Consider the following 18,151-nt stretch of genomic DNA (forward strand, 5'->3'; position numbering starts at 1 on the left):
ATTACTCTTAATTTCTAACAGAATAATAAACTACTTTTTAGAAATTACGTATTTTTGCCCAAATATTGAATATTTTATGATACAATCAATGACAGGATACGGGAAAACCGTATTACAACTTACCACTAAAAAAGTAACGATTGAATTAAAATCGTTAAATAGTAAAAACTTAGATTTAAATGTTAGAATTCCTGCATATTATAGAGAGAAAGAATTAGGTCTTAGAAAAGCAATTACTAAGGAGCTGGTAAGAGGTAAAGTAGATTTTTCAATATATGTTGAAGATAATGGAGGAGAGGTTTCATCTAAAATAAATGAAACAGTTTTAAAAGAGTATATGAGTCAGTTAAGAAATATTGATAACTCTAACGAAATTGAATTACTTAAAATGGCAATTCGTTTACCAGATGCTTTAAAAACGGAAAGAGAAGAGCTGGATGAAAACGAGTGGAAAGAAATAGAAAACGGAGTTGCAGAAACTTTAAAGAAAATTGTTGAATATAGAGTAGACGAAGGCGAAGCTTTGTATAACGATTTTATTTTAAGAATAAAAAATATTGCAAGCTTATTAGAGCAAGTAATAGAAATGGATCCGCAACGTGTAGAGCAGGTTCAGGTTAGATTAAAAAAATCTATTGCAGATTTAGAAGTAAATGTAGATGAAAATAGATTTGAGCAAGAACTTATATATTATTTAGAAAAATTAGATATAACTGAAGAAAAAGTAAGACTTAAAAATCATTTAAGTTATTTTGAAAAAGAACTAGAATCTTCAACTTCAAACGGAAAAAAATTAGCATTTATAGCACAAGAAATAGGACGAGAAATTAATACTATTGGATCAAAATCTAACTTTGCAGAAATGCAAAAATTAGTGGTGCAAATGAAAGATGAATTGGAAAAGGTAAAAGAGCAAAATTTAAACGTTTTATAATATTTTATTGTGAGTAAACAAGGTAAACTTATTGTGTTTTCGGCACCTTCAGGGTCTGGTAAAACAACTATTGTACGTCATTTATTAGGAGAGTTAGATTTAAACTTGGATTTTTCAATTTCCGCTACATCTAGAGATGCAAGAGGGAAAGAAAAACATGGAGAAGATTACTATTTTATTTCAAACGAAGAGTTTAAAGCACATATTAAAAATGATGATTTTGTAGAGTTTGAAGAGGTTTATACTAATAATTATTACGGAACTCTTAAAAAAGAAGTTCATAGAATTTGGGAGTTAGGTAAACATGTAATTTTTGATATTGATGTAGTTGGAGGTTTAAATATTAAAAATAAATTTCCAGATAATACGCTTGCAATATTTGTACAACCACCTTCTATAGAAGAAATGGAACGCAGACTTAGAGGACGTAAAACAGATAGCGAAGAAAAAATTCAAGAGCGTGTTGCAAAAGCTGAACGTGAAATGGAATACGCTAAAGATTTTGATGTTGTTTTGGTAAATGATAATTTAGAACAAGCAAAACAAGAGGCTCATATATTAGTAGAAAACTTTATTAAGTAAATGAAAATTGGGTTGTTTTTTGGTACGTTTAACCCAATTCATATTGGGCATATGGTACTTGCAAATTATTTAGCTGAATTTTCTGATTTGGACGAGGTTTGGTTTGTAATAACGCCAATGAGTCCGTTTAAGCAAAAAAAATCTATGTTAAGTAATCATCATAGGTTAGCTATTGCAAATGTTGCCGTTGAAGATTTTTCAAAATTAAAAACTTCAGACATAGAGTTTAAATTACCACAACCAAATTACACGGTACATACTTTAATAAATTTAGAAGAAAAATATCCAGAGCATTCATTTAATTTAATAATGGGCGAAGATAATTTAAAGGGATTTCATAAGTGGAAAAACTACGAAACCATTTTAGAAAATTATCATTTATATGTATACCCAAGAATTTCCGAAGGTAAAACAGAAAGCGAATTACTAAAGCATCCAAAAATTACCATTGTAAACGCTCCAATAATTCAAATTTCTTCAACATTTATTAGAAAAGCTATTCAAGATCAAAAAGATATTAGAACTATGCTACCACCAAATGTTTGGAAGTATATTGACGATATGAACTTTTATAAATAAATTTTAGCGCAACTTTAACATTGTACACAAGTGTTTACGAAATTATTTAAACAAAATTTCGTTGTATATTTGTTTCAATTAGATTTATGGCAAAAACCGAAAAAAATAAAAGACAATTCAAGCAAAAACTAATCAATAAGTATAGGTTGGTTGTTTTAAATGAAGATACCTTTGAAGAAAAATTAACCTTTAGATTAACGCGTTTAAATGTATTTATTTTTGGAAGTCTTTTTTCAATATTTTTAATTGTTGGAACTTTATTTTTAATAGCCTTTACGCCACTTAAAGAATACATTCCAGGTTATTCTTCTTCAGCTTTAAGAACCAAAGCAACTAATTTAGTTTATAAAGCCGATTCCTTACAACAAATTATCGATGTAAACGATTTATATATAAAAGAAGTAAAAGGGTTATTAACCGGAAAAGTTTCTGAAGTACAATTTGATAAAGATTCAGTTTTAGCAGCAATTCAATACGATAAGGATAGCTTAGAATTAAATCCGTCTAGTGCAGATTTAGAGTTTAGGCTCGATGTTGAAACAGCAGATAGATATAGCATTTTTTCTGAAGCAACTAAAAGTGCAGATGTTGTATTTTTTGCGCCTGTAAATGGTACTATTACCGACGGTTACGACTCACAAAAAAAACATTATGCGGTAGATTTAGCTGTTGAAATGAATACACCAGTAAAATCGGTTGCAGATGGAACGGTAATTTTTGCTGAATGGACAGCGCAAACCGGCCACGTAATTATTGTAAAACATTCTGGTGGTTACACCTCAATTTATAAGCACAATACTTCATTACATAAACAACAAGGCGATTTAGTAAAATCGGGTGAGGTTATTGCATCTGCAGGTGACACAGGAGAATTAAGCACAGGGCCTCATTTACATTTTGAACTTTGGAATGAAGGTTACCCAGTAAACCCAACCAATTATATTGATTTTGAATAATGAAAATTAAATCAATTCTAGCAAAACCTTTTGCAAAAAGAGTAGCAAAACGTATTTATAAGCAAAGTAATAATGCTGTAAAAACGCAAAATAAAGTATTAAAAAAGTTAATAGCTCAGGCAAAAAACACCAATTTTGGAATAGACCATAATTTTAAAAATATTAAATCCTATGAAGATTTTAAAAATCAGGTGCCAATTAGAGATTATGAAGCTTTAAAAACATATGTAGAGAAAGTTGTTGAGGGTAAACCTAATATTTTATGGAAAGGTAAGCCACTTTATTTTGCAAAAACGTCTGGTACAACTTCTGGTACAAAATATATTCCGTTAACAAAAGAATCTATGCCAAATCATATAGAAGCGGCCAGAAATGCTTTATTGCTATATATTAATGAAACGCAAAAAGCAGATTTTTTACAAGGTAAAATGATTTTTTTACAAGGCAGTCCAGAGTTAGGTGACACTAATGGTATTAAAACAGGACGACTTTCGGGTATTTCGGCGCATTATGTACCTTCATACTTAACAAAAAACCGTTTGCCAAGTTGGGAAACTAACTGTATTGAAGATTGGGAAACTAAAGTTGAAGCTGTTATAGATGAAACTATAAATGAAGATATGACCTTAATTGGTGGAATACCAAGTTGGGTTCAAATGTATTTTGAACGTATTGTAGAACGTACCGGTAAAAAGGTAGGCGAAGTGTTTCCAAATTTTAATTTGTTTGTGTATGGCGGTGTAAATTACGAGCCTTACAGAAATAAATTTGAAGAGTTAATAGGTAGAAAGGTAGATGCAATAGAATTTTACCCTGCTTCAGAAGGTTTTATTGCTTGTCAAGATTCTCAAGAAGAAAAAGGAATGTTACTGTTGATAAACAATGGTATGTTTTATGAATTTATTCCAGCAGAAGAATTTTACAATGAAAAACCAACACGATTAAGTATTGAAGATGTTAAGTTGGGTGAGAATTATGTAATTATTTTGAATACAAATGCTGGTCTTTGGGGATACAATATTGGAGATACGGTAGAATTTGTTTCATTAAATCCACCTCGAATTATTGTTACTGGTAGAATTAAACATTTTATTTCAGCTTTTGGTGAACACGTTATTGGTAAAGAGGTTGAAGAAGCAATGAATGTAAATACAAAAGGAACTAATATAAGTGTTAGCGAATTTACAGTAGCACCTCAAATAACACCTGAAGAAGGTTTGCCTTACCACGAGTGGTTTGTAGAGTTTGTAAATAAACCAGATAATCTTGAAGAATTTATTTCGAAAGTAGATGCCGAACTTCAAAAACAAAATAGCTATTATTTAGATTTAATTAGTGGTAAAGTATTACAGCCATTAAAAATTACCATTATTAAAAAAGGTGGTTTTAATAGTTATATGAAATCGGTTGGTAAACTTGGTGGTCAAAATAAGGTTCCAAGGTTATCTAACGACCGTAAAATAGCAGATGAATTAACTAAATTTAGTGAATAGTAATGAAAGTAGTTTCGGTTAATTTAGGAGAAAAAAGAAGCGTTAATTATAAAGGAAAAGTTGTTGAAACTGGCATTTTTAAAAAACCTGTAGCTACTTCAATTTTTTTAGGTGAAGAAGATGTAGAAAACGATGCTGTAATTGATAGAAGATATCACGGAGGTATAGAAAAGGCTGTTTATGCTTATGCAGAAGAACATTACAATTATTGGCGAGAATTATATCCAAATATAGATTTAACCTTTGGTTTAATGGGAGAAAATCTAACCATTTCTAATTTAGAAGAAACTGAAATATACATTGGTTCGCAATATAAATTAGGAGAGACAATTATTGAAGTAACTAAGCCACGTGAACCTTGTATGAAATTAGGGTTGGTTTTTGAAACACAAGCTGTTTTAAAACAGTTTTGGAATTCTACCAAAAGTGGAGTTTATTTTAAAGTGCTTAAAACCGGAAACGTAAAAAAAGGTGATGAGCTAATTTTAATTAAAAAAGCAGAAAACACTTTTTCAATTGCTGAGGTATATCAAGCAAAAAGAATTAAAAAAAATAAGTAAAAATAAAAGAGGCTTTCAAAATTTTGAAAGCCTCTTTAGTTTAATCAAAGAAAGTTTGGTTTATTTCTTAGATAATAAATCTCTAATTTCAGATAATAATTCTTCTTGAGTTGGTCCTTTTGGTTCTTCTGGAGCAGGCTCTTCTTCTTTTTTCAATTTATTAACCCCTTTTACAACTAAGAACATTACAAAGGCTACAATAATAAAATCGATAATGTTAGTTAAAAAGTCTCCGTATAAAACAGCAACTTCTCCAACTACTTTTCCTGCATCATCTGCAACTCCTTCTTTCACAATATATTTTAAGTCTTTTAAATCTGAGTTGAAAATTAATCCAATTAAAGGAGAAACAATTCCGCCTGTAAATGAAGTAACTACAGCTTTAAATGCTGCACCCATAACAAAACCTACAGCAATGTCTACAAGGTTACCCTTCATTGCAAAGTCTTTAAATTCTTTTAACATTCCCATTTTTTTATTTTTAGTTTAATACTTTAGTTGTGCTAATGTAGTAAAAAAAAACAAAAAAGCATTAACATTTTTTTAACACACGCTGAACACGTTGAGAAATAGCAGTTAAAATTTCATAAGGAATGGTGTGTGATTTGCTTGCTAAATCTTCTATATGCTGCTGGTTTTTGTAAACAATAACTTCATCACCTTCATTACAATTAATGTTTGTAACATTAACCATAATCATATCCATACAAACATTACCAATAATTGGAGCAATTTGGTTATTTATGTATATATAGCCAATGCCATTACCAAGTTGTCTAGATATTCCATCGGCGTGGCCAATAGGTATTGTAGCAGTTTTTATGGTGGTATTTGCAGTAAACGCACGGTTGTAACCAACAGTATCGCCTTTGTTAATAGTATGAATTTGTGAAATAATAGACTTTACCTGAAGTACGTTTTTAAGATTTTCGGTTTGTTTTTTATCATTTCCAAATCCGTACAACCCAATTCCTAAGCGAACCATATCAAATTGAGCTTCGTTAGAATAATTTAATATTCCAGAAGTATTTAAAATATGTTTCATAGGTGTATAACCTAAAGTTTCAACTATTTTTTCTGAAATTTCATTAAACCTATTAATTTGTTTTAATGTAAACTTTTTTTCATTTAAATCTTCACTAGCTGCTATATGAGAGAATATTGAAGCAACTTTTATGGAGTTGCTGTTTAATAACGGAGCAATAGTATTTATGTTTTTAAATTCAAAACCTAGTCTGTTTAAACCTGTGTTAAATTTTAAATGAATTGGATAGTTTTTAAGGTTGTTATTTTTAGCAATACTAATAAACGAATTTAGAACCTTTTTAGAATATAAATTTGGTTCTAAATTATGTTCAATTATTTTTTGAAAATTGGTTTGTTGCGGGTGTAAAACTAAAATTGGTGTTGTAATTCCAGCATTTCTTAACGCAATACCTTCATTTGTGTAAGCTACAGCAAAATAATCTACTTTTTTTGCTAAATGTTTACTTAATAATGCTGCACTTATACCGTATCCAAAAGCTTTTACTACTACTAATAATTTAGTACTAGGTTTTAGTTTAGATTTAAAAAACTGAAGATTGCTATCTACCGCTTCTAAATCTATTTCAAGTTTTGTAACATGGTTATTCTCCATCATTTGTTGTGTCGTCAACCTTTTCTTCTCTTTGCTTGTGCATTGCTTTATAATAAGCAGCTCTACTTAAAGGCTCATATTCTTGAGTTTCTCCTAATAAAACAAGATCATCACCGTCAGCGGTTCTATGGCTATAATGTGCTAAGTTACCTGTTCTTGTACAAACTGCGTGTACTTTAGTAACATATTCTGCAGTTGCCATAAGAGCAGGCATTGGTCCAAACGGATTTCCTTTAAAATCCATATCTAAACCAGCAACTATTACTCTAATTCCTCGGTTTGCTAAATCGTTACAAACGCTCACAATTCCTTCATCAAAAAATTGAGCTTCATCAATTCCAACAACTTCTACATCTGTAGCTAAAATTCTAATATTTCCAGAAGAAGGTACTGGTGTACTTCTAATTTCATTAGCGTCATGCGAAACAACTTTTTCATCGTCGTATCTAACATCAATAGCTGGTTTAAAAATTTCAACTTTTTGTTTTGCAAATTGAGCTCGCTTAAGTCTACGTATAAGTTCTTCTGTTTTTCCAGAGAACATAGAGCCGCAAATTACTTCTATCCAGCCAAATTGTTCGGTATGATTTACTGTATTTTCAAGAAACATTTTGTAATTTCACGCTTGAAAGGTTATTTTTATCTTGGTTTTGAATTTCAAATCATCAATTAGAATTGAAATCGTACAAATTTATTAAAAATAACAAATCAAAAATTCAAATAACAACTCAACTTATGCACAAAAAAATAGAATCTGATTTAAAAAGCTTAGCACACAGTATTTTACAAATGAAAAATAGCGATGATGTAGTAGCTTTACAAAAAAAATCTTTAGAAGTGTTCGAAAAGCTTTCGGTGTTAAAATTTGTAAATGAGCATGTTAGTTCAACTATAGAAGATACTGTGGTTGAAGAAAAAACTATTTCTAATGTTGAAAAAAGTTCTGTTGAAGAAAAGAAAGAAGATTTAGTGGTAGATGAAATTGTTGAAGTTGTAGAAAAAGAAGAAATTATTGTTGAAACAAAACAAGAAAAACCAATTGAAGTTGAAGAAGAGGTTGTAGATGTTATTCCTGAAGAAAAACTAGAAGAAGTTGAGGAGGTTGTTGAAGAAAAACTAGAAGATGTTATTGAAGAAATAACTCCTGAGGTTAACCCACTAACAAAGGAGCAAATTAACGATATATTTAGCGTTGAAGATGTACTAGCTAAAGATGATGTAAATGAAGTGCCTTCTATTCAAATGACTTTGGAAGAGGAGTTAGAAAGTGCAATATCTAGTGATGTTGCTACTACAATGTTCGAAAAAGTTACAAAAGAAGAACCCGTTATAGAAGAGAATGTTGAAGAGAAAATTGAAGAAAAAAAACGTTCTTTAAATGATGTTATTTATAAAGACAATATTCAAGTTGGTTTAAATGATAGAATTGCTTTTGTAAAGTATTTATTTGGTGGCAGTCAAGGAGATTTTAATAGAGTGTTATCTCAGTTAAACTCTTTTGATACAGAAAAAGAAGCAAAATCATTTTTAAATAAATTTGTAAAACCCGATTATAATTGGGATGATAAAGAAGAGTATGAGCAACGTTTAATTGCTTTAATTGAGCGTAAGTTTTTATAAAATGAATTATGAGTTGCTCGAAAAAGAGTTAAAAAAAAGACTTGAATACCCATATGTTTGGGGGAAAAGACAAAACAACTCATTAGATAAAGAAACAAATTTTATTTACAAAACATTTTTGTTTGAAGACCTTTTAAACAAAATTGAACAAGACTTTAGTGGTAAACAAAACTATATCAACATTAAAAACTATGCCCTAAATAGGTGGTATAATTATTGGTCGGCAAAGGCAGTTGAAGAAATTTTTTGTGAACATAGTTTTGTAAAAGCACATTTAAATTCAAAAGATAAATATGTAGATTTTTACATTCAAAAAATACCTTTCGATCACAAAACTACGGTGTTTCCAAAGGGATTTAAAAAATCGGTTCCGTATGCACATACGCATAAATTAGAATTAATTAATTGGTTGTATGCAAATCAAAGTCAGCAACAACGCAAACATTTAAAAAATCGACTTTTTGTTGTTTTGGTTAATATGAATGATGAAAACCAACATTGGAAACTGAAAGCAGAAATACTTTGGTTAAAAGAAATCGTTTCAGCTTATTTACGTACTTTTGAACCTCAAAAATTAACAAGCTTTACCTTTGAAAATTCAGCAATAAAGGCTGATATTATTTGGGCAGTTAAATAGCAAACTTAGTGAATTACATAGGCTCTAAACATAAACTATCTTTATTTGTAAAAAATACAATTTCAAAAGTTGTAAATAATAAGTTAGATAATTTAATTTTTTGCGATTTATTTGCTGGTACAGGTATTGTTGGTAGAACTTTTAAGCCATTAGTTAAACAAGTAATAGCTAATGATGTAGAGTATTATAGCTTTATTTTAAATAGAAACTATATAGGCAATTATGAAAAAATTACTTGCGAAAGTTTAATAGCTGAATTAAATGACTTAGAAGGTGTTGAAGGTTTTATTTATCAAAATTATTGCGAAGGAGGAAGAGAAGGAAGACTTTATTTTTCTTCAGAAAATGGAAAAAAAATAGATGCAATAAGATTGAAAATTGAAGAGTGGAAACAACTTAACACAATAAATGAGGATGGTTATTATTTTTTGTTAGCATCGTTAATTGAAAGTGCAGATAAAGTAGCCAACACGGCATCTGTATACGGAGCATTTTTAAAAAAACTTAAAAAAACTGCTCAAAAAACAATGGTTATAGTTCCTGCAGCTTTTGTAGAAACTAAAAATAGTCATCAAGTTTTTAATAAAGATGCTAATACCTTAATTAAAGAAATTAGTGGAGATGTGTTGTATTTAGATCCACCTTACAATGCTCGTCAATATGGGTCTAATTATCATTTGCTTACTACAATTGCAAAGTACGATACCTTTATTCCGAAGGGAAAAACAGGATTAAGAGATTATTATAAATCGCCGTATTGTAAAAAAAATGAAGTTAAAAATTCTTTCGAAGAGTTGATTAAAAACGCTAACTTTAAACACATTTTTTTAAGCTATAATAATGAAGGTTTAATGACAGAAACTGAAGTTAAAAGTATTATGTCTAACTATGGAACTTATAGTTTAAAATCTAAAAAATATCAGCGTTTTAAGGCTGATAAAACAGAAAATAGAAATCATAAGGCAACTGAAACAGTTGAATATTTACATATTTTAGAAAAACATGGATAAAAATACAGCTCAACAAAATTATATTTTCTGTATGAAGTGGGGAACTTTATATGGCTCAGAGTACGTAAACAGATTATATTCTATGGTTAAAAATAATTTAACCTACGATTTTAAAATGGTTTGTTTTACTGATGATGAAAAAGGAATTATGGATGAGGTTGATTGCTACCCAATTCCGGAAATTAATTTAGACTCAAATCTTCCTGAACGAATGTGGAAAAAACTTACTACGTTGAAAGAAGATTTATATGGTTTAGAAGGTAGAGCATTGTTTTTAGATTTAGATATTGTAATTGTAGATAATATAGATTGCTTTTTTGATGTTGAAGGAGAATTTAGAATTATAAAAGATCATAGCTGGAGAAGTTGGAGAATTACAGGTAATTCATCAGTTTACAGGTTTGATATTGGTAAACACGGTTATGTTTTTGATGATTTTATTGCAAATTCGGATAAAGCTTTAAAGGAGCATAGAAATGAGCAAGAATATTTAACACATGCAATAAACAATAAAGGGAAGTTGCAGTATTGGCCAAAAGAGTGGTGCCCTAGTTTTAAATACGATTGTTCTTCTCGTTTTCCTTTAGCTTTTTGGAAAACACCTAAAATTACTGAAGGTTCAAAAATTATTATATTTCATGGCGAAATTAACCCACATAAAGCTGCAAAAGGTGGCTGGGGTAAATGGTATAGATATGTGCCTGCTGCTCCTTGGGTTGCAAAGTATTGGAAGTAAAGTATAAGCATAAAAAAAGCCGCTCATTTGAGTGGCTTTTTTGTGTTATTAACTTTTTATTGAACAATTAATTTTTTAGTTCCGATACCTTTTTTCGAGATAATATGTAGTAGGTAAAACCCGCTTTCTAAAAGAGATACATCTAATTTTTTTTCATAGAAATAATCATTAAATGTAAAACTCATAATTTCTCTACCATTAATATCTGAGATTGTAATTTTTTCTAGGCTAGTACCAGTCCCATTTTTTATATAAATAATATCTTTAATTGGATTTGGGTATATAGAAATTTCACTTAAAAAAGCTAGGTTAGTAGCTAGTACGCTGTCTTGAACATCACCAGTAAGTGTAGTTATTGAATTGTCTCCACCACAAGCAGCTCCTAAATTATCTACCCAAGTACCCATATTTAAACTTGGCGGATTTGGGTAACTGTTTGATGTATTATAATATAAAATGGCAGTGTTGTAATTTGGGTTAGGAGAAGGATTATTGTCTAATTGAATTTCCCATCTATTATTTTCTATACTCCAAATCATTCTTAGTTCACAAAATCCAGAAGTACAAGGTTGATCGAATGTTAAGGGAAGTGTTTCAAAGGTGTTTCTAATTATTCCTTGGTCGTAAGTTGTACTTGTTTGTACAAGTGTGTAATCTTGATCGCTTAAAGCGCTAGAGCATCCTTGAAGTGTAATTTGACTGTTTAAAATAAATGTAGAAAATAATATAATAAACAAGAGTATTGGGGCCTTTTTCATTAGGGTTTAATTTGAGGTTAGCTAATTTTATAATGTAAAGGTAAAAAAAAGCCGCACATTGTGCGGCTTTTTTTTATGTTTTATAAGTATGTAATTATTCGCCTTTTTTACCAAAAGTATAAGTAATACCAAAGTTAATTCCAAAAGAAGAATAAGGTACAGTTTCAGATAATGTTTTAGAAGGATCTGTATTTGATGTACTTAATTCATCTTCATAAGTTGTTTTTGTAGGAGCGTAAAGAGTTCCATATACAGGGTGGTTTAAAGGAGCATCTCCTAAATTCCATGTTGCTGCAGGAATTCCAGGATGTCCAGCACCTAAAGCATTAGCAGGTACTGCAGGAGCGTTAATAGTTAACTCAGTAAATTCAGAGTTGTCTCTAGTAACGTTTATTCCTAAATATTCTAATTCAGCAAATAAATGAAAATTATCGTTTAATTTAAATTTATGTCCTAAAGCAGCGATAAAACCTAATGGAGGTCTACCGTGAAAATCTAATTTTCCTTCAGTAACAATAGGTCCAAAAGGAGTTGCGTTTTCTCTAGTAAGTTCAGCGCCAGTTCTACCACCTAATTTAGTAATAGCACCAAATCTACCATATACTTTTTCGTTAAAATTATATACTAATGAAGCTGAAAGTCCAAAAGCTCTACCGTATGCTTTCGCATCAGTTACTTCTGTAATTACTCCTTCTTCCATAAGGTAACTATCCCTTACTTGGTCAGATCCGTGTAAGTATGCAAAAGCTAATTCTACACCAAATGTGTCGTTAAAAAAATATCCTCCTTTTAATTGAGTGTTAAGCCCTTCACCAAAACTTCCGTAATGGTTTTTTGCTTCAGTTCTGTCTGCATTTAATTCTTGCCCCATTAATACACCTGCGCTTGGTATAGCGTAACCACCACTGGCACTTACATAAAATTGAGCTGAAATACTTGTTGTAACAATAAGAGCGATTGCTAGTAATAATTGATTTTTCATATTTATTTAATGTTTATTTTTAGTTAACTGCTAATATAGTTTTCTCATTAAAATTTTCAAATGATAATTGTTATATTGTTAAAAATGCTAAAATATTGTCAAAAAAATAAAAAAGAACCGTAAAAAATGATAATTATATGTTAATGTCTACTCTTTTTTTGGTGTTTCCTACATATAATTCATTGTTAGAAATAATAACTGGGCGTTTTAAAAAAGTATATTCATCTAAAATTAGCTGTTTGTAGTCTTTTTCAATCAAATTTTGATTTTTTAAATCCATTTGCTTGTATTTTTTTGCTCTTCGACTAAAAAGCACTTCATAACTATTTGTTAACGCATATAATTCTTCTAATTGAGCTACAGTTATTGGTTCAGTTTTTATTTCTTGAAGAATAAATTCTGAAGTGTCCATTTCTTTTAGAATTCTTCTGCAAGTATCACAAGTTTTTAAATAATAGATTTTTTTCATTGTTATTGTTGGTTTTATCAAGATAAAAAGTAAAAATACAGTGTTTTTATTTTAAATTTGAACCGAATAACTAAAACTTATAAATAATGACTGAAGAATTTGATATTTTAAATAAATCTAGAGCTTTAACACTTAAGGTTATAAATGGTTTAACAATAGAGCAGTTAAATACTATACCTAAAGGATTTAATAATAGTATTGCTTGGAATATTGCTCACGTTGTGGTTACGCAGCAATTATTATGTTATAAGTTTTCTGGCTTAGATTGTTTAGTTTCAGATGAAATGATTGAGAATTTTAAAAAAGGAACGAAGCCTAGCTATTCAATTTCAACAGAAGAATTTGAAAAAATAAAAGAGCAGTTTGTTAGTTTGCCTGTAAAAATGGAGGAAGATTTTAATAACGGCATTTTTAAAAATTATAATGAATATACGACCAGCGTAAATGTAACTTTAGATGGAATTAGTAGAGCTGTAAAGTTTAATAATTTTCATGAAGGAATTCATTTAGGTATTATTTTACAGCTTAAAAAGTTGGTGTAAGTTACTTATTTGTTAAGTAGTTGTGCAACAATGCGTATAATTCATTGCTACGCTTTGTAGTTGTCTTACAATCTCTCTGTATTTTTAAACTTAATTTCCAGTACGATAATCCTTATTAGGTTTGTAGCAACGAAATAATAACTCTAAACCGTTAAATTGGCTTTGTTAGAGTGTAAATGAATGTTTATAATACTTCAGAAAAAGATTAAGATAATTAGAAAGGAATAATTACGGAATAAAAAATATTTCTGAATTTTATTCTATTAATCTACTAATTTAAATAGTAAACATAGCCAACATGTAGCCAAACTAACCAATCGTTATATTTGTTAGAAGGTTCGTTTTTAGAGTTTAAACCATCAATATTATTGGAGAAAAAGTATTGCCAACGAGATTCTATTAAAATATCTGAATAATCTCCTAGTTTTCTTCTGGTTCCAATACCTAAAGTTGCAGAACCTGTTATGCTTGGATCTATATTAATTTCTCCTGGACCTCTCCATTTTTCATAGATTAAATTAATGTCGCTTTCCCAGTCTCCCATATCTGATCGCAATGCAGGATTGTAAAAATCAACCATAAAACCAGCACTTAAATAAGGAGACCATTTTAAATCCATACGTCTAGATCCAAAATCTACAATATCTACAATATGAAATTCTAATTGTGCACCTAAATTTATTAAATAAGTAGAGCCATGCATTGCTCGAAGTTTATCTGCTTCTAAAGAAGTTTGACTTTCGTGTACATATTTACCAAAATGATCTAATTTGGCAGACATGTATGATAATTCTCCTCTTAATCTAAAATGTTCAGCAAAATAACTTGTTCTTTGATTCCAGCGGTATCTATAATCGGTAAAGTTTAAATAGTAAATTAATCCTATACCAGAACCAACATTACCACCAACATTACTTGTAAAATGATCTCTTTGTCCATAATCGGTTGTAAAGGATGCTGCACCAGAAATTATTCCAATTTCATGACTATTATAATCTTGGGCGTTTATTGCTAAATGAAGTAAACAAATTAAAATAGGGGTAAATATTTTAATATTTTTTTTCAAAATGGGGGTTTTAATGTCAAATGTATGAAATTCTAAATAAATTTATACATTCAAAGGTAAAATTAATGTAATAAAAATGTTTCGTCTAATTCCCAGTTGGCTCTAAGTTTCAATGGTTTATTTAAATAAATTACTTTTTCGGGTAGTATTTTATCTAAGAAAATTCCAGTATCCCAAACTCCGTTATTATTTTTATCTAAGGTTATTTTAACAAAATAAGTGTCTGGTTTTAAAAGTTTGAAACTGATTTTTTTTGGTTTGTCAGATTTTGTTATTCTTATGGTTTCTTCTTTAGAATTCAATAACTCAATAATTAAACCTTTAGAATAGTTGCCTGTAAATGTTAGATTTAAAGTGCTATAATCTTCAATGTTTTTAGTGCTAAAATCATATTCTAAAGAATCTGTTGAAACTCCATAAATGTCCCTGATTGCTTCTGGAAGTAACTCTAATTTGTATCTAGATTCATATTCTTTTTCAAAACCTAAATATAACTTCAACTTATCTTTAGATAAAAACGCATTGTATTTAACTACAGAAGAATCTTTTTGATTTTTTAGAGAAATGTATGCTTTGTTAAACTCAACAATTGGCGTATTACTATTTAAAGCAAAAGTATCAATTAAGTGAAGTGTGCTTTGTGAATTGTTGATTTTTAAAGAGTCAATTTTTTTGGTTCTTGTTCTTGCTGTTAAATAATCTAAATAAGTTCCTTTTGAAATTTCAAAATTTAAAGAGTCTGTTTTAAAAGGCGAATACCAAAAATGAACAGTATCTTTTTCTTTATCAAAAATTATTTGAGATTTAAAATTCTCAGGTGTTTCAGTTAGTAGCTTAATATTTAAGTTTTCGGCGTTTCCTTCGTAGCCAAATATTAAATGTCCTTTGTTTGCTTCTTTAGGTTTTATAACTCTTAATTCAGGAACTTCTTTAAATAATGTAAAATTATAAATACTATCTGTTGGTAATGTTATTGTGTCTTTTACAAATCCAATTTTATCTGTTCTTGGGTTATAAATTTTATTACCATTTACATCTTTTAAAGCAATTAATAAATATTTACCTTCTTTTATGTTTGTTAGGTTATAAAGTGTAGAATCTAAGGTGTTGGCGACATAGCTTGGTTTTTCTTTATAAATAATTGAATCTGTAAATTTCTCGTTGTACTCATATAATAAAACATCTATCTCTTTGGCAGATTCTTTAATTAACGGATCAGTAACCTCTCCAGAAACGTAAAGTGAATCTATAAATGTACCTGTAGAAAAAACATATTTAAAATTACCTAATTCATTACCTTCATTATTGTCTACAATACTGTTTCCAAAGTTGAAAGAATATGTGGTATTTGGAGCCAAAGTATCTTGTATGCTTATAGAAATAAATTTACTGGCAGTACCAACAGGTATAATTAATGGTTCGTTTTTTTGAGGAGGAGATATAACTAAATTCTTTTTTACATCTTCTAGTTTAACATATTCGTCGAATAGAATTTTAATTTTTTTCGCTTTAAAATTAGTAGTTTCTAGTGGAGGTGTTGCTTTTATAAGTGAAGGAGGAATAGAATCCTTTAATCCACCTGTAGGTGATCCTCTTCTAGCACAATTTACAAGTGTACTCGAAATAGCTATTAGTAGAAAAAATTTAAAATACTTCATACATTAAAATTGACTGCAAAAATAACATTTAATTTAATTAAATAACGAAGCAATTACCATTGTAGTCTATTTTTATTTGGTATAAGCAATACTAGCAATACTAATTTTTATGTTTTTAGATTTATTTAAAGCTAAATAACAGGCTTCCAGCGTTGCTCCGGTAGTAATTATATCATCAATTAATAGAATGTGTTTGTTTTCTAATGTTTCTGTGTTTTTTATTTTAAATATTTGTTCAACATTTTTCCATCTATCAAAACGGCTTTTTTTAGTTTGTGTTTTGGAATTTGTTACTCTAATTAAAAAATCTTCAAGATAGTTTATATCCAAATTTGCTGCAAGGCTTTTACCAAATGTGGTAACTTGATTATAACCACGTTTATTTTGTTTCTTTTTATGAAGCGGTACAGGAATAATAACATCAATATTTTTAAATCTATTACTTTCAATCATTTCATGAGCCAACCAATTACCAGTAAAGGTACCAACTTGTTGTTGTCCTTTGTATTTTAAATTATGAATTAATTGCTGAATTTTACCTTCCTTCAAAAAATAAAATAGTGCTGTAGCTTGTACCAAAGGAATTCTTCCATAGAAAATTTTTTCTACAATGTTTGATGCTTCAAAAGTGAAATTGGTTGTTGGTAAATCGTGTCTACAAGTTAGGCAAACAGTGTTTTCATTATCCGTTAACTGTTCGTTACAAGACAAACAGATATCCGGATAGAAAAGATTAAACACATCTTTTAAGAATTTCATAACAATTTTTTTTAAAAATAGAATAATATGTTAGAAATGAACTTAAAAATAACAGTTTTTAAAAATAATGTTGTAATTTTAAGTTGTTTTTATAGCAAACTCCACTTAAATAAAATTTACCTCAAAATTTATTAGAATATAAATATAATTTAAAGTAATTATGTGCGTTAAATTTATAGAACTCAAATATTTAAAAAATGGAAGAAAAAAAGTCATCAAGTAATAAGTCAATTATTATAATATTAGCGCTCTTGTTGCTAGGAGCTCTTGGTTATACTTATTATACAAGTGGAGAACACAAAAAACTAACAGATCAAATTGAAGAAGAAAAAGTTGAAATTGAAGGTAACTTAGATTCTATGATTTTAAAATATGAGGACGCTATTGCGCAAAAAACATCTATGTCTAACGAGCTTTCTATTGAAAGAGATAGAATAATAGCTTTAAGAGATTCTATAAAAGGGTTAAAATCTAGTAATTATAGTTTAATTAGAAGGTACAGACGTGAAATTGCTAAATTAGAGCAGGCCAATAAAAAATTATTTATGGCTAATGATTCTTTAACTTCAGCAAACGAATTGTTAACTATAGATTTGGATAGTGCCAATGTTAAAATTACTGAGCAAATTGCTAAGTACGATACTTTAACTATTCAAAATCAAGAATTAATTCAAAAAGTAGCTATAGGTTCTGTATTAAAAGTAAACAAAGCTAAAGTTATTTCTATGAGAGAAAGAAATAATGGAAAACTTGTTGAAACTTCAAGGGCTAGAAATACAGATGCGTTTAGAATTAACTTTACAATAGATAAAAACGAAATTACAACGCAAGGTACGCGTAATGTATATGTTCAAATTATAAATGCAAAAGGGCAAACAATAGCGCCAAAAGGAGAGTTAGTTTTAAGTGAAGAATTAGCTGTAAAGTATAGCGATAACACTACTGTAGATTATGTAAACGAAGCTATTGATGTAATTTCTTTAGTAGAAGTTGATAGAGATGAAATTCAAAAAGGGCCGTATACTGTAAACATTTATGTAGAAAATAAATTTGCAGGAACTACCCAAATAATACTCAAGTAATTAAGTAAACTCCAGTTTAAACTTAATTTAATGTTTGAAAATGGTGGAAATAGTTTAGGCTATTTCCACTTTTTTGTTTTATAGTAATA

At 29.1% G+C, this 18,151-nt stretch carries 21 protein-coding genes; 12 read left to right on the plus strand and 9 right to left on the minus strand.

Annotation, left to right across the window (positions count from 1 at the left end):
* Positions 1-76: 76 nt before the first annotated feature.
* The 6 genes from BLU40_RS16030 to BLU40_RS16055 all read left to right on the plus strand — a co-directional run bounded on the left by BLU40_RS16030 (position 77) and on the right by BLU40_RS16055 (position 5,104).
* Positions 77-934: a YicC/YloC family endoribonuclease gene (locus BLU40_RS16030; protein ID WP_090126051.1), complete on the plus strand. Its 858-nt coding sequence runs from the start codon at positions 77-79 to the stop codon at positions 932-934.
* A gap of 9 nt (positions 935-943) precedes the next feature.
* On the plus strand, positions 944-1,516 hold the full coding sequence (gmk, locus tag BLU40_RS16035) for a guanylate kinase (protein ID WP_090126054.1): 573 nt from the start codon (positions 944-946) through the stop codon (positions 1,514-1,516).
* Positions 1,517-2,095 carry a nicotinate (nicotinamide) nucleotide adenylyltransferase gene (gene nadD / locus BLU40_RS16040; RefSeq protein ID WP_090126057.1) on the plus strand — a complete coding sequence of 193 codons (579 nt, stop codon included), beginning with the start codon at positions 1,517-1,519 and terminating at the stop codon, positions 2,093-2,095. It begins immediately after the preceding gene.
* Positions 2,096-2,181: 86 nt separating this feature from the next.
* On the plus strand, positions 2,182-3,051 hold the full coding sequence (locus BLU40_RS16045; protein ID WP_090126060.1) for a M23 family metallopeptidase: 870 nt from the start codon (positions 2,182-2,184) through the stop codon (positions 3,049-3,051).
* Positions 3,051-4,544 carry a GH3 auxin-responsive promoter family protein gene (locus tag BLU40_RS16050; protein ID WP_090126062.1) on the plus strand — a complete coding sequence of 498 codons (1,494 nt, stop codon included), beginning with the start codon at positions 3,051-3,053 and terminating at the stop codon, positions 4,542-4,544. Before BLU40_RS16045 ends, BLU40_RS16050 begins: the two co-directional genes overlap by 1 nt.
* 2 nt (positions 4,545-4,546) lie before the next feature.
* Positions 4,547-5,104: an MOSC domain-containing protein gene (locus BLU40_RS16055; protein WP_090126065.1), complete on the plus strand. Its 558-nt coding sequence runs from the start codon at positions 4,547-4,549 to the stop codon at positions 5,102-5,104.
* Positions 5,105-5,164: 60 nt separating this feature from the next.
* On the opposite strand, the gene mscL is transcribed toward BLU40_RS16055, so the two are convergent.
* From mscL to BLU40_RS16070, 3 genes are all read right to left on the minus strand, one after another.
* Entirely contained in the window at positions 5,165-5,569 is a 405-nt protein-coding gene (gene mscL / locus BLU40_RS16060; protein ID WP_217633407.1) for a large conductance mechanosensitive channel protein MscL, read from the minus strand.
* A 67-nt stretch (positions 5,570-5,636) separates the two neighbouring features.
* Positions 5,637-6,743, minus strand: a complete 1,107-nt coding sequence (gene alr, locus BLU40_RS16065) for an alanine racemase (RefSeq protein ID WP_090126071.1) — start codon at positions 6,741-6,743, stop codon at positions 5,637-5,639.
* Positions 6,733-7,353, minus strand: a complete 621-nt coding sequence (locus BLU40_RS16070) for a thymidine kinase (RefSeq protein WP_090126074.1) — start codon at positions 7,351-7,353, stop codon at positions 6,733-6,735. The genes alr and BLU40_RS16070 overlap by 11 nt, the downstream gene beginning before the upstream one ends.
* A 125-nt stretch (positions 7,354-7,478) precedes the next feature.
* Here BLU40_RS16070 and BLU40_RS16075 point away from each other — a divergent pair, with 125 nt between their 5' ends.
* Genes BLU40_RS16075 through BLU40_RS16090 form a run of 4 tightly spaced genes read left to right on the plus strand, consistent with a single transcriptional unit; the run spans position 7,479 to position 10,746 of the window.
* Positions 7,479-8,363, plus strand: coding sequence for a hypothetical protein (locus tag BLU40_RS16075; RefSeq protein ID WP_139170982.1), 885 nt, complete (start codon positions 7,479-7,481; stop codon positions 8,361-8,363).
* Between the two features lies 1 nt (position 8,364).
* On the plus strand, positions 8,365-9,000 hold the full coding sequence (locus BLU40_RS16080) for a hypothetical protein (RefSeq protein WP_090126082.1): 636 nt from the start codon (positions 8,365-8,367) through the stop codon (positions 8,998-9,000).
* 8 nt (positions 9,001-9,008) lie between these two features.
* Positions 9,009-10,010, plus strand: coding sequence for a DNA adenine methylase (locus tag BLU40_RS16085; RefSeq protein ID WP_090126085.1), 1,002 nt, complete (start codon positions 9,009-9,011; stop codon positions 10,008-10,010).
* Positions 10,003-10,746, plus strand: a complete 744-nt coding sequence (locus BLU40_RS16090; protein WP_090126089.1) for a glycosyltransferase — start codon at positions 10,003-10,005, stop codon at positions 10,744-10,746. The genes BLU40_RS16085 and BLU40_RS16090 overlap by 8 nt, the downstream gene beginning before the upstream one ends.
* A gap of 56 nt (positions 10,747-10,802) precedes the next feature.
* Here the strand turns inward: BLU40_RS16090 and BLU40_RS16095 are convergent, their stop codons facing one another.
* The 3 genes from BLU40_RS16095 to BLU40_RS16105 form a co-directional block, all read right to left on the minus strand.
* Positions 10,803-11,504, minus strand: a complete 702-nt coding sequence (locus BLU40_RS16095) for a T9SS type A sorting domain-containing protein (protein WP_090126092.1) — start codon at positions 11,502-11,504, stop codon at positions 10,803-10,805.
* A 94-nt stretch (positions 11,505-11,598) separates the two neighbouring features.
* Positions 11,599-12,486, minus strand: a complete 888-nt coding sequence (locus BLU40_RS16100; protein WP_090126095.1) for an outer membrane beta-barrel protein — start codon at positions 12,484-12,486, stop codon at positions 11,599-11,601.
* 133 nt (positions 12,487-12,619) lie between these two features.
* On the minus strand, positions 12,620-12,955 hold the full coding sequence (locus BLU40_RS16105; protein WP_090126098.1) for an arsenate reductase family protein: 336 nt from the start codon (positions 12,953-12,955) through the stop codon (positions 12,620-12,622).
* A gap of 86 nt (positions 12,956-13,041) precedes the next feature.
* On the opposite strand from BLU40_RS16105, the gene BLU40_RS16110 reads away from it, so the two are divergent.
* Positions 13,042-13,497 (plus strand): DinB family protein, encoded by a 456-nt coding sequence (locus BLU40_RS16110; RefSeq protein WP_090126099.1) that lies wholly within the window; start codon positions 13,042-13,044, stop codon positions 13,495-13,497.
* A 271-nt stretch (positions 13,498-13,768) separates the two neighbouring features.
* Here the strand turns inward: BLU40_RS16110 and BLU40_RS16115 are convergent, their stop codons facing one another.
* The 3 genes from BLU40_RS16115 to BLU40_RS16125 all read right to left on the minus strand — a co-directional run bounded on the left by BLU40_RS16115 (position 13,769) and on the right by BLU40_RS16125 (position 16,980).
* Positions 13,769-14,563, minus strand: coding sequence for a THC0290_0291 family protein (locus BLU40_RS16115; RefSeq protein WP_090126102.1), 795 nt, complete (start codon positions 14,561-14,563; stop codon positions 13,769-13,771).
* Positions 14,564-14,625: 62 nt separating this feature from the next.
* Entirely contained in the window at positions 14,626-16,221 is a 1,596-nt protein-coding gene (locus BLU40_RS16120) for an Ig-like domain-containing domain (RefSeq protein WP_090126105.1), read from the minus strand.
* A gap of 72 nt (positions 16,222-16,293) precedes the next feature.
* On the minus strand, positions 16,294-16,980 hold the full coding sequence (locus BLU40_RS16125; protein ID WP_090126109.1) for a ComF family protein: 687 nt from the start codon (positions 16,978-16,980) through the stop codon (positions 16,294-16,296).
* Between the two features lie 197 nt (positions 16,981-17,177).
* Between BLU40_RS16125 and BLU40_RS16130 the strand changes: the two genes are divergently transcribed.
* The gene (locus BLU40_RS16130) at positions 17,178-18,062 is read left to right on the plus strand and encodes a hypothetical protein (RefSeq protein ID WP_090126112.1); all 885 of its coding nucleotides are present in this window, start codon (positions 17,178-17,180) and stop codon (positions 18,060-18,062) included.
* The last annotated feature ends 89 nt before the right edge of the window (positions 18,063-18,151 follow it).

This window comes from Lutibacter oricola (assembly GCF_900106565.1).
GTDB classification, from domain to species: Bacteria; Bacteroidota; Bacteroidia; order Flavobacteriales; family Flavobacteriaceae; genus Lutibacter; species Lutibacter oricola.